The 12,397-nt window shown below is 59.4% G+C and carries 12 protein-coding genes and 1 tRNA gene; 6 read left to right on the top strand and 7 right to left on the bottom strand.

From position 1 onward, the window contains the following. Positions 1-52: 52 nt before the first annotated feature. Entirely contained in the window at positions 53-325 is a 273-nt protein-coding gene (locus ACIQJ2_RS13835; protein ID WP_400669493.1) for an Atu4866 domain-containing protein, read from the bottom strand. 98 nt (positions 326-423) lie between these two features. After that, on the bottom strand, positions 424-1,149 hold the full coding sequence (locus ACIQJ2_RS13830; protein WP_400669490.1) for an SDR family oxidoreductase: 726 nt from the start codon (positions 1,147-1,149) through the stop codon (positions 424-426). A gap of 118 nt (positions 1,150-1,267) precedes the next feature. On the opposite strand from ACIQJ2_RS13830, the gene ACIQJ2_RS13825 reads away from it, so the two are divergent. Further along, a complete protein-coding gene (locus ACIQJ2_RS13825; protein ID WP_400669487.1) occupies positions 1,268-2,158 on the top strand; it encodes a LysR family transcriptional regulator in 891 nt (296 codons plus the stop codon). A gap of 285 nt (positions 2,159-2,443) precedes the next feature. Here the strand turns inward: ACIQJ2_RS13825 and ACIQJ2_RS13820 are convergent, their stop codons facing one another. Continuing rightward, positions 2,444-3,082 (bottom strand): TetR/AcrR family transcriptional regulator, encoded by a 639-nt coding sequence (locus ACIQJ2_RS13820; protein ID WP_400669484.1) that lies wholly within the window; start codon positions 3,080-3,082, stop codon positions 2,444-2,446. A gap of 171 nt (positions 3,083-3,253) precedes the next feature. Between ACIQJ2_RS13820 and ACIQJ2_RS13815 the strand changes: the two genes are divergently transcribed. The 4 genes from ACIQJ2_RS13815 to ACIQJ2_RS13800 all read left to right on the top strand — a co-directional run bounded on the left by ACIQJ2_RS13815 (position 3,254) and on the right by ACIQJ2_RS13800 (position 6,327). Further along, positions 3,254-4,159, top strand: coding sequence for an NADP-dependent oxidoreductase (locus tag ACIQJ2_RS13815; protein WP_400669481.1), 906 nt, complete (start codon positions 3,254-3,256; stop codon positions 4,157-4,159). Between the two features lie 8 nt (positions 4,160-4,167). Then, a complete protein-coding gene (locus ACIQJ2_RS13810) occupies positions 4,168-5,364 on the top strand; it encodes a TCR/Tet family MFS transporter (protein ID WP_400669478.1) in 1,197 nt (398 codons plus the stop codon). 188 nt (positions 5,365-5,552) lie between these two features. Next, a tRNA-Ser gene (locus ACIQJ2_RS13805) sits at positions 5,553-5,642 on the top strand. Positions 5,643-5,730: 88 nt separating this feature from the next. Further along, positions 5,731-6,327: a DNA-3-methyladenine glycosylase gene (locus ACIQJ2_RS13800; RefSeq protein WP_400669475.1), complete on the top strand. Its 597-nt coding sequence runs from the start codon at positions 5,731-5,733 to the stop codon at positions 6,325-6,327. 169 nt (positions 6,328-6,496) lie between these two features. Here the strand turns inward: ACIQJ2_RS13800 and ACIQJ2_RS13795 are convergent, their stop codons facing one another. From ACIQJ2_RS13795 to ACIQJ2_RS13780, 4 genes are all read right to left on the bottom strand, one after another. Next, complete coding sequence (locus tag ACIQJ2_RS13795; RefSeq protein ID WP_199149055.1) at positions 6,497-8,041, bottom strand: DHA2 family efflux MFS transporter permease subunit; 1,545 nt, start codon at positions 8,039-8,041, stop codon at positions 6,497-6,499. Then, on the bottom strand, positions 8,034-9,257 hold the full coding sequence (locus ACIQJ2_RS13790; protein ID WP_400669471.1) for an HlyD family secretion protein: 1,224 nt from the start codon (positions 9,255-9,257) through the stop codon (positions 8,034-8,036). Before ACIQJ2_RS13790 ends, ACIQJ2_RS13795 begins: the two co-directional genes overlap by 8 nt. Then, entirely contained in the window at positions 9,250-9,714 is a 465-nt protein-coding gene (locus ACIQJ2_RS13785; protein ID WP_199149057.1) for a MarR family transcriptional regulator, read from the bottom strand. Before ACIQJ2_RS13785 ends, ACIQJ2_RS13790 begins: the two co-directional genes overlap by 8 nt. 314 nt (positions 9,715-10,028) lie before the next feature. Beyond that, positions 10,029-10,310, bottom strand: coding sequence for a hypothetical protein (locus tag ACIQJ2_RS13780; protein ID WP_199149058.1), 282 nt, complete (start codon positions 10,308-10,310; stop codon positions 10,029-10,031). A gap of 181 nt (positions 10,311-10,491) precedes the next feature. Between ACIQJ2_RS13780 and ACIQJ2_RS13775 the strand changes: the two genes are divergently transcribed. Next, entirely contained in the window at positions 10,492-12,384 is a 1,893-nt protein-coding gene (locus ACIQJ2_RS13775; RefSeq protein ID WP_400669467.1) for a SurA N-terminal domain-containing protein, read from the top strand. The last annotated feature ends 13 nt before the right edge of the window (positions 12,385-12,397 follow it).

Raw genomic sequence — 12,397 nt, 5'->3', positions numbered from 1 at the left:
GAGGGCAGCCGAACGCTCAACTTGGAGGCTTGGGCGGTCGGCGGCGCTATGTCTACTTTCGCCGGTAGAGGATCATGCCCGCATGATGGAGCACGTCATCGATGAATGTTCCATCGGCAGTGAAGCCGGTGTCGTCCCAATAATCGATGTGATTGCCCCGGACAGCGTAGCGCCCTTGATAGGCGCTCTCCCGCGTGCCGCGCGCCTCGTCATAGCGACCATTCGCAAGCAGGTTGTGGCGGATATAGCCATCGGCGGTAACCCATAGTCCGACATAGGGGTGGTTTTCCGGCGTTTGCGTATCCGAATTTCGTTCGACGCTCATCTCTGCGTGACCTTTCTGTATGGGGAATATGATAGTGGTGCCGGCAAGAATTCCGGCACTGAAAGCAAACCAAGCGACGGCTCGCCGCTGCCTCCGCCTCATCGCGTGCGGGTCGGGCGAATGACGATCTCGTTGACGTCGACATCGTCCGGTTGTTCGATCGCGTAGCGGACCGCTCGTCCGATCGCGTCGGGCTGAAGCGCAATGGCGCGATAGGTCTTCATCGCCTCCACGGCGACAGGATCGGTGATCGTCTCGGCGAGCTCGCTTTCCACGACGCCGGGATGAATGCAGGTGACGCGAATGTTTTCATTCTCCTGCCGCAAGCCGTCCGAGATGGCACGCACCGCATATTTGGTGGCGCAATAGACGGCAGCCGTGGGCGACACGGAGAGCGCTCCCACGGACGCAATGTTGATGATATGGCCGGAACCTCGGGTCGTCATCTCGGGCAAGACTGCGGCGATGCCGTAGAGCACGCCCTTGATGTTGACATCGACCATCCGGTCCCATTCGTCGACCTTCAAGGACGCCATCAGCGACAACGGCATGACGCCGGCATTGTTGACGATCACGTCGACGCGGCCGAAGTTTCGGCGCGCCGCCTCGGCAAAGGCTTCAACATCCAGGCGGTCGGTCACATCGAGGCGCTGCGTTGCAGCCTCCCCGCCGCCTTCGCGGATCTCTTTTGCCAGCGCTTCGATACGATCTGTACGCCGTGCACCCAGCATCAGCTTGGCTCCGGCCCTGCCGAGTTCCCGGGCAATGCCGGCGCCGATGCCGCTTGATGCACCGGTGACCAGGACGACTTTGTTGAGGGACATAATCATTTCCTTCCTGATTGTTGTTCGAACTGCCGTGGCAGTTGTCAGGAAGGTAGATCCGCCCCATTGTTATGATAAGACGACCATTCGTTACCTCAATGGAAAGCTGAAATAACCAATGCAGCCGGATCTCAATACGCTTGCCGTGTTTGCGCTCGTCGCCGAAGAAAGAAGTTTTCGCGCAGCGGCAGAACGCATGGGCATCACAAGATCGGCAGTCAGCCAGACGATCCGGCGGCTGGAGGAGACGCTTGGCATCGCACTGGTACTGCGCACCACCCGCAGCGTAAGTCTCACCGAGGCTGGTGAAAGACTTTTTGGCGACATCGCACCCGCGATTGCGGAAATGCGCACAGCAGCGGAAGTCGCCGGAAACTTGCGAGGACCGCCAAGCGGACAATTACGTCTCGCCGTTTCATCCATTGCTGAGCGATTTCTCTCCGGCCCTTTGCTTGCGGGCTTTGCCGAGGCGAATCCGGAGGTCCAGCTTGATATCACGGTAACGGACGAAGAGTTCGACATCGTTGCCGAGGGCTACGATGCGGGCGTTCGTCTTGGCGAAGTGATCGAGCAGGACATGATTGCGCTGTCCGTCGCCGGCGATGAGCGGCAACTGGCCGTTTGTTCGCCACGATATCTGCAACGCTTCGGCGCGCCTGCTCATCCTCGCGAGCTTGTCGCCCGTCGTTGTATCGGCTGGCGTCCCGCGCCGAAGGTCGCGCCATATCGCTGGGAATTCGCCGAGAATGGCAAGGATTACAGCGTCGCCGTTGCGCCGGAGATTACGACGAACGACATGGCGTTGATGACCAAGCTCGCCGTCGCCGGCGCAGGGATCACCTTCGGCATGGAGGAAAGTTTCCGTCCATACATCGAACGGGGTGAGCTTGTGGCCATTCTCGAAAGCTTCTGCCCACGCTTTTCCGGCTTCTACCTCTACTATCCGAGCCGTCGTCACATGGCGCCGAAGCTGCGAGCCCTGGTCAATCATCTGCAAAATCGGGGCTAGAGCATGTCGCGCAAAAGTGTGCAGCGGTTTTGCGACTACGACATGCGTGAAATCAAAGAGCTAAAGCGCGTGAAGCGGATCTGAAAGATCGCGGCGCGCTTTAGTATTTGGCGGTGCGACACGTCTTAGGCGCAAAAATAGAGTGGCCCGACCGCTGGAGACGGTCAGGCCACATTTGCCAGGTCAGGGGTCAAAGCTGACTGAAGCATGCTAACAATAAGTCCGACTTATCTTTTGTCAATAATACTTCATGCGAGAGGCATGTATTGCGCCCGCGTCGCGCCATCAGGCGTAAGGCGTGCCGTTCAGAGCTGCTTTCTGGCCGATTGCGCCCTTGTCGATGATGGCGAGGAACGCATCCGTGGCCCTCTTCGTGTCGCGCTCCTGCCGAAACGTCTGATGCGCCTGGATGAAGGCCACGGTCCAGGTCGCCAGAAGGAGGCTCGCCGCCAGTTTGGCATCGGGATCGGCAGGGTTTCGCCCTACACTTTCCGATAGCGCCATCATGACGACATCAGCGATCTCGTCGCGTATCGCCCTCACCCTGGCCTTGAGGGTTTCGCTCCCCTCTATCGTCTCGACAAAGCCTTGGCTGCGGGCAGAGAAATTGACGGCAGGATGTTGCTCCGCAACGAGCCGATGTGCGAGCAAGCGGTATGCCTCGATGGGCGCGACATCGACGTCTCGCTGCCGCAAAACCTCGCGCAGCATCTCCCTCGCCTCTTCGTCGCGGTCGAAGAACATGTCTTCCTTGCGGGGGAAATGATTGAAGACCGTCATCCGCCCGACATCGGCGGCAGCGGCAATTTCGTCCACCGTCACGTGATCGAAGCCACGCTCGAAAAAGAGGCGGGTGGCGACATTGGAAATGTTTTGCCGTGTGGCAAGGCGCTTGCGGGTTCGGCGGTCGATCGTCGTTGTCATGCCGCATCGATAGCATCGTTTTTGTACTGAATACATATTTCTTATTGACCTATGTCGCGTTCAGTCATATTTAAATATGTACTGGATATACATTTGGACTTAATACGAATAATTCAGCGCCTTCTCGAATGACGGGCTGGAGGAGTGAATCATGAAAACGAGGAGTGAATCATGAAAACAGTGCAGTTCAACGAATACGGCGGTCTGGAAGTCGTTCGTATTGTCGAGGTCGATGAACCGCATGCTGGCCCTGGCCAGGTGCGCATCCTTGTCCGCGCGGCTGGCGTCAATCCCTCCGATTGGAAGCGTCGGGATGGGCAATATCGCGATTTCGAGGAGGTTTCCTTTCCCGCGGGCTTCGGTGTCGAGGCCTCGGGAATCGTGGACGAGATTGGCGACGGCATTTCCAATGTCTCGGTCGGAGACGCCGTTTTCGGCTTTGGCGAGAATACGATGGCCCAGTATGCGATCCTCTCGCATTGGGTGCATAAGCCGGAGGGCGTGTCGTTCGAAGTTGCCGGTGGGCTGCCTGTCATCGTCGATACGGCGACGCGCGCCCTGGATGAGGTCGGTATCGCATCCGGTCAAACGCTTCTGGTGAGCGGTGCTGCGGGCGGAATTGGCTCGGCCGTGGTTCAGCTGGCTCGCCTGCGCGGGATTACCGTCATCGGCACGGCAAGCGCACCCAAACACGACTATTTGCGCGCTCTCGGCGCTCTGCCGACGACGTACGGACCGGGGATCGCGGAACGCGTCAAGAAACTCGCGCCAAATGGCATCGATGCTGCGCTCGATCTGGCGGGCTCGGGGGTGATCCCGGAATTGATCGCGATCGTCGGTAACCCCGCGCGCGTTCTCTCCGTTGCCGATTTTTCGGCAGAGGAATACGGCGCGAAATTTTCTCACGGCCCTCCGAAGGATCCGGAGCTGATCTTCGCCGATGTAGCCCGACTTTGCTCGGAGGCTCTTTTCCGCCTGCATGTGGAGCAGACCTTCCCGCTTGAACAGACGGCGCTCGCGCAAGACATCAGCGCCAGAGGTCGCGTGATGGGCAAGCTCATTATTTCACCGGATTAAAACTGACCATGAACAAGCCCCTTATCGTCATCTTTGCCGCCATCTGCCTCGATGCAGTCGGCATGAGCCTGATCTTCCCCATTCTTCCCCGGCTCCTCGAGCAGGTGACCCACACTCAGAACATCGCGCCTTATATCGGCATCATGACTGCGCTCTATGCCGCAATGCAGTTCGTCTTCGCGCCCGTGCTCGGTGCGCTCAGCGACAATCTCGGTCGGAGACCTGTGCTGCTCATTTCGCTGGCGGGCGCTGCCGTCAACTATGTCATCATGGCGTTTGCACCGCAGCTTTGGATGTTGCTACTCGGTCGCGCCGTCGCCGGCCTGACGAGCGCCAATATCTCCGTGGCAACGGCTTACATCACTGACATTTCGCCGGAAGACAAGCGGGCCCGCCGCTTCGGTCTTCTCAGTGCAATGTTTGGCGTTGGCTTCATCGTCGGCCCAGTTCTCGGCGGATTGCTCGGCGACTACTGGCTGCGGCTTCCCTTCATTGCAGCAGCCATCCTGAACGGCTGCAATTTGCTCATGGCCCTGTTCGTTCTCCCCGAATCCCGCGCTTCGTCAGGTCGGAAGATCGATCTGGCGGCATTCAATCCGCTTCAGCCACTTCGCTGGGTTTTCTCGATGAAGGGACTGATGCCGATCGTTCTGGTCTATTTTATCCTGAGCGCTACCGGCGAAGCCTACGGCACCTGCTGGGCATTATGGGGCTTCGATACGTTCCGATGGAATGGTCTCTGGATCGGCCTCTCGCTCGGGGCGTTCGGCGTCTGCCAAACGCTGGTGCAGATATTCCTGCCTGGCCCTGCGGCCAAACTGTTCGGCGAGAGATGGGCTGTCGTGGTCGGGATCGCTTGCGCCTGCGTCGCACTGGTTGTCATGGCCTTTGCCAACCAGGGTTGGATGGTGTTCGCCATCATGCCGATCTTCGCGCTTGCCGGCATCGGCTCGCCCGCCTTCCAGGCTCTCGCCACCAGGCAGGTCGATCAGGCCCGTCAGGGGCAGCTTCAGGGTGTGCTGACGTCAGCCATCAGCCTGGCCTCCGTCATCAGTCCGCTGGCGTTCTCCACCTTCTATTTCGTCGTCCAGAAGCAGTGGCCTGGCGCCATCTGGCTTTCGGTGATCGCCATCTACGCCGTCGCCGTCCCGCTGGTCTTGCTCGGCACGCGTGCTGCGCAATCCGCACAACCCGTCAACGCCTAGCGGGTGCCTCGCGAAGACCGTCTGGACGACCATCAAGGATTTAGCCGCATCTTGAGCGAAAATAACCGACGCCTTTTACCGTGCTTCACAATTGGTTGTCGCTTATGCATGGCAGCCCGGTTGACGGTTCCGCCCGAATAGCGGTAAAGCGAGCCAACCACTTTTAAAGGCGCAGTGTCGCCATGACAGGAAGAGTGTCCGAGTGGTTTAAGGAACCGGTCTTGAAAACCGGCGTGCGGGAAACCGTACCGTGGGTTCGAATCCCACCTCTTCCGCCATTCATCAACGCATGGTCAGAAATGCATTCCATGATGTCATTGCTTATGCGAAAGATTTGGCATCGCTGCAGGGACACCGCTTCCGCTCATGACATCAGACGATCAAACCCTCGCGCTTGGGTCTAAACCTCTGGCCGGAGCCGCCCTGTCGGCATTCTTCAACCGTGACGCTGTCGTCGTCGCATCGGATCTGGTCGGTGCACGCTTTTCTGTCGGGGGCATCGGCGGGCGCATCGTCGAGACGGAGGCCTATCGGCCTGACGATGAAGCCTCCCATGCTTTTCGCGGCAAGACACCGCGCAATGCTGCCATGTTCGGGCCGCCGGGCCATGTCTATATCTACCGCTCCTATGGCATTCACTGGTGCCTGAATTTCGTCTGCCTTACGGGGAGCGCTGCGCTCATCCGGGCATTGGAGCCGGAGAATGGTATCGATGAGATGCTCGCGCGTCGCGGTATGGCGAATATCGTGTCTCTCTGCAACGGACCAGGAAAGCTGTCGCAGGCACTGGCGATCGACATCGGCTTGAACGGCATATCGCTCGACCAACCGCCATTCACATTCTCGCTCGCCGAGCCGGTAGCGATCGTCGCCGACAAGCGCATCGGAATCACGAAGAACGTCGACCCGCTCTGGCGTTTCGGTGCGGCGGGGTCGCGTTTCGTCAGCCGCCGTTTTCCCTGACAAAGCAATTCCAGGAATAGTGCGCTGCGGCTTTGGCTGGGAATGCGCGAGAGCTGTGAGATAGCGCTTTTTCGCGATCCCCGCAGACGGAGGCGCTTTACGAAAGAGACCGCCGGGGTGGCGCCCGGCGGTCATACGGCCACGCAGTGAAACTGGAAAGACTGCGCAGCTATTCCATTGCGACGCTGTGGTCGACGGCGGGCGGCGCCGACGGTTTGCGCAAGAGCACCAGCAGCGGTATGGCGCAGATCGACATCAGCATCAGCAATTTGAAGTCGTCGATATAGGCGATGATGGTCGCCTGCGTGGTGATCATGCCGTCGAGCGTGGCGCGGCCAACTGCCGTCAGAGGACTGATACCGTGAGCCGCCGTCGCGTCGAAATAGCGGTTGAACGGCGTCACATAGGCGGCGATGTTCGCGTGGTTGACCTGCGTATTCTCGGTGATCAGCATCGAGACGACGGAAATGCCGACGCTCGAGCCGATATTGCGCGAGAGGTTGTAGAGGCCGGTTCCCTCGCCGCGCATCTGCGCCGGCAACGTCGCGAAGGCGATCGTCGTCAGCGGCACGAACAGAAAGCCGAGACCCGCACCCTGGACGAACCCGACCGAGATCAGCGTCCACTGCGAAACATCGGGCGTCCAGCCGGTCATGTCGTACATCGCCCATGCGGTCAGCGCGAGGCCGAGGAACAGCAGCAGGCGCGTGTCCACCTTGCCGATCAGCCGGCCCACAAGGAACATGCAGAACATCGTGCCCAGACCGCGCGGCCCCATGACGATACCGGCCGTCACGACGGGATATCCCATCAATGTCTGCAGATAGGGTGTCATTAGCGCCAGCGAGGCCAGATAGGTGACGCCGACGATAAAGATGAACAGCATGCTGACGGCAAAGTTCTGGTCCAGGAATAGCCTGGGATTGACGAAACTTCGCTCGGCCGTGAACGTGTGTACGATAAGGAGATAGAAGGCGCAGACGCAGACGAGTGCCTCGATGATGATCTCGCCCGAGTAGAACCAGTCGAGCTGCTCGCCGCGGTCGAGGAAGAGCTGCAGGGCTGCGATGGCGATCGAAAGCATCCCGAAGCCGAACCAATCGAGTTTGGCAAGCGCGTCGAGCTTGGTCTCGGTCACGTAGACGACAATGCCGAAGAAGGCGAGCGCGCCGATCGGCACGTTGATGTAAAACACCCAGCGCCAGCTGATATTGTCGGTCAACCAGCCACCGATCACGGGACCGAGCACCGGTCCGACCATCACCGAGACGCCGAACAGCGCCATGGCGCGGCCGCGCTCCTCGACATTGTAGATATCGAGAAGAATTCCCTGCGACAGCGGCACCAGCGAAGCGCCGAAAAATCCCTGTAGCAGGCGGAAGCCGACGATTTGCGCCAGCGATTCCGACAGGCCGCATAGAACTGAGGCTGCGACGAAGCCCGCGATTGCCGTCAGCAGAACACGCTTACGGCCGAACTTGGCCGAAAGGAAACCGGAGGGCGGCGTCATGATCGCCGCCGCGACGATATAGGATGTCAGAACCCAGTTGATCTGGTCGGCGCTCGCCGACACGTCGCCCTGAATATGAGGCAGGGCAACGTTGGCGATGGTGGTATCCAGCGCCTGCATGATGACCGACAGGATGACACAGGCCGTGATCGCGCCGCGATGGGCGATGGGCGCTGATGGCGAAGCAGTGGTGGCGTTACTCATGGTCCTGACCGCGGGAATGGCCCAGCAGGTTGCTAATGAAGTCAGGCAGGCCACGGGCATGGCCGGTGTCGACATCGGCGACGACGCTCATTCCGACGCGCAGCGGCGGCTTGCCCTGCGTTTCGTCGATGCTGATGATCATCGGTATGCGCTGGACGACCTTGACCCAGTTGCCGGTGGTGTTCTGGGCTGGCAACAGCGAGAAGCTCGAACCGGAGGCCGGAGCTATGCTGGCGACGGTGCCCTTCCAGGTGACGCCCGGATAGGCATCGACCGATATCGTTACCTTCTGGCCGGTCCGCACGTAGGTAAGTTCGGTTTCCTTCGGGCTGGCGTTGATCCACATATGGGTGGTGGATACCAGCGAAAAGCCCTGCTGGGCAGCCGTCAGATAGGCGCCGACTTGGAGCGAGGGAACGTTGGCGGTGACGCCGTCGAAGGGAGCCTTTACGACCGTGTCGTCGAGCTCGCGCTGCGCGTTGTCGACGGCGGCCTTGGCCTGCAGATAAAGCGGATTTTGTTCGACCGGCAGATTGGCCGCGCCCTCGCCGCCCAATTGGGCCAGCGTTGTGGCGGCCTGCGCCTTGGCGACAGAAACCTTTTGTTGCGCAGCCTCAAGATTGTGCTTCGCCTGGTCGAGAGCCGCCTTTGAGGCGACCGAGCTGTTGATCAGGTTCTGCTGCCGCTCGAGTTCCGTCTGGTAGTAGGGAATGTCGGCCTGTGCCTGTGCGATCTCGGCCAGAGACTGGGTGTAGCTGGCCTGCAGGTTCAGGATCTGGTTCTTTGCGTTGCCGAGCTGCGCCTGTGCGCCCTCCAGTGCAATGCGGAAGGAATCGGGCTTCAGGCGGAAAAGCACCTGCCCTTTCTTCACCACTTCGTTTTCATGCACATCGACCGAAATCACCGTGCCGGAAACATCGGTGGAGACGCCGACCATATCAGCCTGGATGTAGGCATTGTCGGTGGACATGATCTGCCCGCCGGTAACGTAATAGTAGCCGCCGATGACGAGAGCGACGGGAAGCAGGGCGAAGAGAATCGGCCGCGTCAGCTTGCGGCGTTTGCGTGGCGCCTCGGGAGGCGCAATTGGAGCCGCCGCTGCCGTGGCAGGCTGCGACGCCGGAGGAGACGACGGCGCCTCGGCGACGAGCGCCTGATTCTGTTCGGATGAATTTGCGTTTGCAGGTACGCGTAGGGAGGAAGATGCGTCAGCCATGTTGTATCTCTTTATCGACTGCCTTCGAACGGCAGACGTGAAGCAGGTTCGATTTCATTAGGATAAGCAATTCGTGGAGGCGTTCACGATCCTCCTGGGGCACGCCCTCGAGCGCCTCCCTGCGGGTCTGTTCGCCAATGTCGCGCATGGCGTCGATCAAAGGACGAGCCTCCTCGCGCATGTAGAGCAGCCAACTGCGGCGATCGCTCGGATGCTGCCGGCGCTCCACGAGGCCGCGCTCGCTCAGCTTGTCGAGAATGCGAACCAGTGTGATTGGTTCGATTTCCAGCATTTCGGCCAGTCCGGCCTGATGGATGCCTTCATTGTTGGCGAGATAGGCAAGCGTCTGCCATTGCGAACGCGTTAGCCCCAAATCCTTAGCGCGCTGCTCGAACCGCTTCCGAAGAAGTCGGGCAACGTCGTGGAGAACAAAGCCGAGAGTTGGTGTCGAGTTCATGGTGTTGGAAGTCTGCTATTGATAAGCACCCTTATAATTATGTGTACGTATAGTAAGCATCCACCTGATACAAGGGGGCGGCGCATCAAGAAATCGCGATGGTCGAAGATGTCGCAGCGGTGTCACAAAGATGTCGCAGTGCCGGGCTGCAACCGGGGGCAGAAAATTACTTTGCACGGTAGGCTTTATATGCCCGCCATTATCCCTCGAATTGAAAAGGCGCGAACGATCGAACCGTTCGCGCCTTTCCGGCAATTCCACAGCTGGATGAACGTGTGGGGCTCATTCATCCTGTCGAGAGTTTGGCGTTAAGTCTAACGCCGACTCAGGAGCCCGATGAGATAGCCGATGCCTGCAGCAGCAGCGACCATGAAAATCGGATCCTGGCGAACTCTTTCGCGGAACTGCTCTGTAATCTCCTCGGCTTCCTCGGCGACGACAGATTTTGCTCCCTGACCCACAGCGGCTGCGCTCTGCGAGAGTCTCGTCAAATCTTCGCGCAACGCTGCGACCTGGGCGGCTAGATCCTCCATTGCCGTTTCGGTCTGTGCTCGCGCTGCGGATGACTGGGCGGAAGCTGATTTCGTCTCTGCCATCATATGCTCCTTATGTTTTCTTGGGGAGTAGAACGTCATTGAACGTCAAAGGTTCCGGCACTTTTGTCCCTCGTGGGGTGATTTCCCCTATGGCTCTTCAATTCCGGTTCGGATTGCTCTAAGGAACTCCGATTGTTTCGCTCGCGTGCGAAGACTTGATGATGACGAGGTTTGCTTTCCGATGTTCGATGTGCTGAGAAAAATCGCCCAGACCTGGGTTGCCAAGGGCTTGTTGCTTCTTCTCGCGGCGGCTTTCGGCATATGGGGCGTCGAACGGTCGCTCATCACCGGTGGCAACAGCAACACGGTGGTAATGGTCGGCGATCAGCAGATCGACACCAACGAATTCCGCCTCGCCTATCGTCGCCAGCTTCAGGCAATCAGCCAGCAGTTGCGCATGCAAATCACGCCTGACCAGGCGCGCGCTTTCGGCATAGGGCAGCAGACCGTGGCGCAGCTCGTTGCCGGCGCCTCGCTCGATCAGCTTGCAGCCGATATGAACCTGGGTCTTTCTCAGGATCGCCTGGCCAAGCTCATCGGTGACGATCCGGCCTTCAAGGCTGCAAACGGCGCGTTCGATCGCCAGAAATTCGAGACGCTTCTTCGCAACAGCAACATCACTCCGGACGATTACATCAAGGAACGCAGCAAGGTCGCTATCCGCAGCCAGATCGTCGAGGCAGTATCGAACGGTTTCGTTGCGCCGAAGGTTCTGGTCGATGCCGTCAAGCAGTATCATGATGAGAGCCGCAGCATCGATTATCTGCTGCTCACCAACGCCAATATCGATCCGGTCAAGGCCCCGGCCGATGACGTGCTGTCCAAGTGGTTCGAAGGCGTGAAATCCAGATATCGCGCTCCGGAATATCGCAAGTTCGCCTATGTAAAGCTGCAGGCCGAGGACCTGGCCGATCCGGCGAGTGTGTCGGATGATGAGCTGCGCGCCCAGTACGACAAGCGCAAGGACAGCTTCAAGACGCCGGCCACGCGAACGATCGAACAGCTGACCTTTGCCAATAAGGATCTTGCCAATGCAGCTGCTGATGCGCTGAAGACCGGCACGACCTTCGACCAGCTTGTTTCCGATCAAGGCAAGAAGCCGTCTGACGTATTGCTCGGCAACTTCACCAAGGATCAGGTTCCGGACAAGACCGTTGCCGACGCTGCCTTCAGCGTCACGAAGGATGGCGGCACAACGCCCGTGGTCGAAGGTTCGTTCGGCCCCGTCATTCTGCGCGTCACCAACGTAAAGGATGAGACGGCGAAAAACTTCGACGACGTCAAGGAAGACATCCGCAAGCAGATCGCGCTCGGCAACGCCGCCAACGAAATCACCAGCGTCCACGACAAGTTCGAGGATCTGCGCGGTTCCGGCGCCTCGCTTCAGGAAGCGGCATCGCAGCTCAAGCTGAAACTGGTCACGATTGACGCGATCGACGCGACCGGCCTGGATCAGAAGGGCAACGAGATCAAGGATCTGCCTAATCGCCAACAACTGCTGTCGGAGGTCTTCAAGGCCGAACAGGGTGGCAACCCCGCTCCGCTGACCGTCGGCAACGATGGCTATATCTGGTATGACATCCTGAACATCACGCCCGATCACGATCGCGCGCTTGCCGATGTCCGTGAAAAGGTCGTCGCCGATTGGACTGCCGAGCAGCAGAAAATTGCGCTTGCCGCCAAGGCAACCGAGTTGAAGCAGGAGGCGCAGAAGGGCAAGTCGCTTGCCGATATCGCAGCGCCGCTCGGCATTGCCGTTGAAAACAAGACAAATGTCACGCGCTCGACTGACGACCCGGTTCTCGGCCGGGGTGGCGTCGCGGCCGTGTTCTCCGGCCCGATCGATACTGCCGCCAACTCGATCGGTGCCGACGATACGACCCAGATCCTGCTGAAGGTGACCGACGTCAACGACAATCCGACAACGGATGCTCTCAGCAACGACGATCAGCAGGTCGCCCAGGTTGCCAATGCTGCTGGCGACGACATCCTCGACCAGATCGTTGCCCAGTTGCAATCCAGATACACGGTCACGGTCAACCAGAGCCTCGCTGAACAGGCGATGTCCCGTTAAGCCCGATCGGGAG

Source organism: Rhizobium sp. NPDC092011, from assembly GCF_044756305.1.
Taxonomy (GTDB): domain Bacteria; phylum Pseudomonadota; class Alphaproteobacteria; order Rhizobiales; family Rhizobiaceae; genus Rhizobium.
Note: the sequence above shows the minus strand (reverse complement) of the source record. Positions and strands in the feature narration are given on the sequence as shown.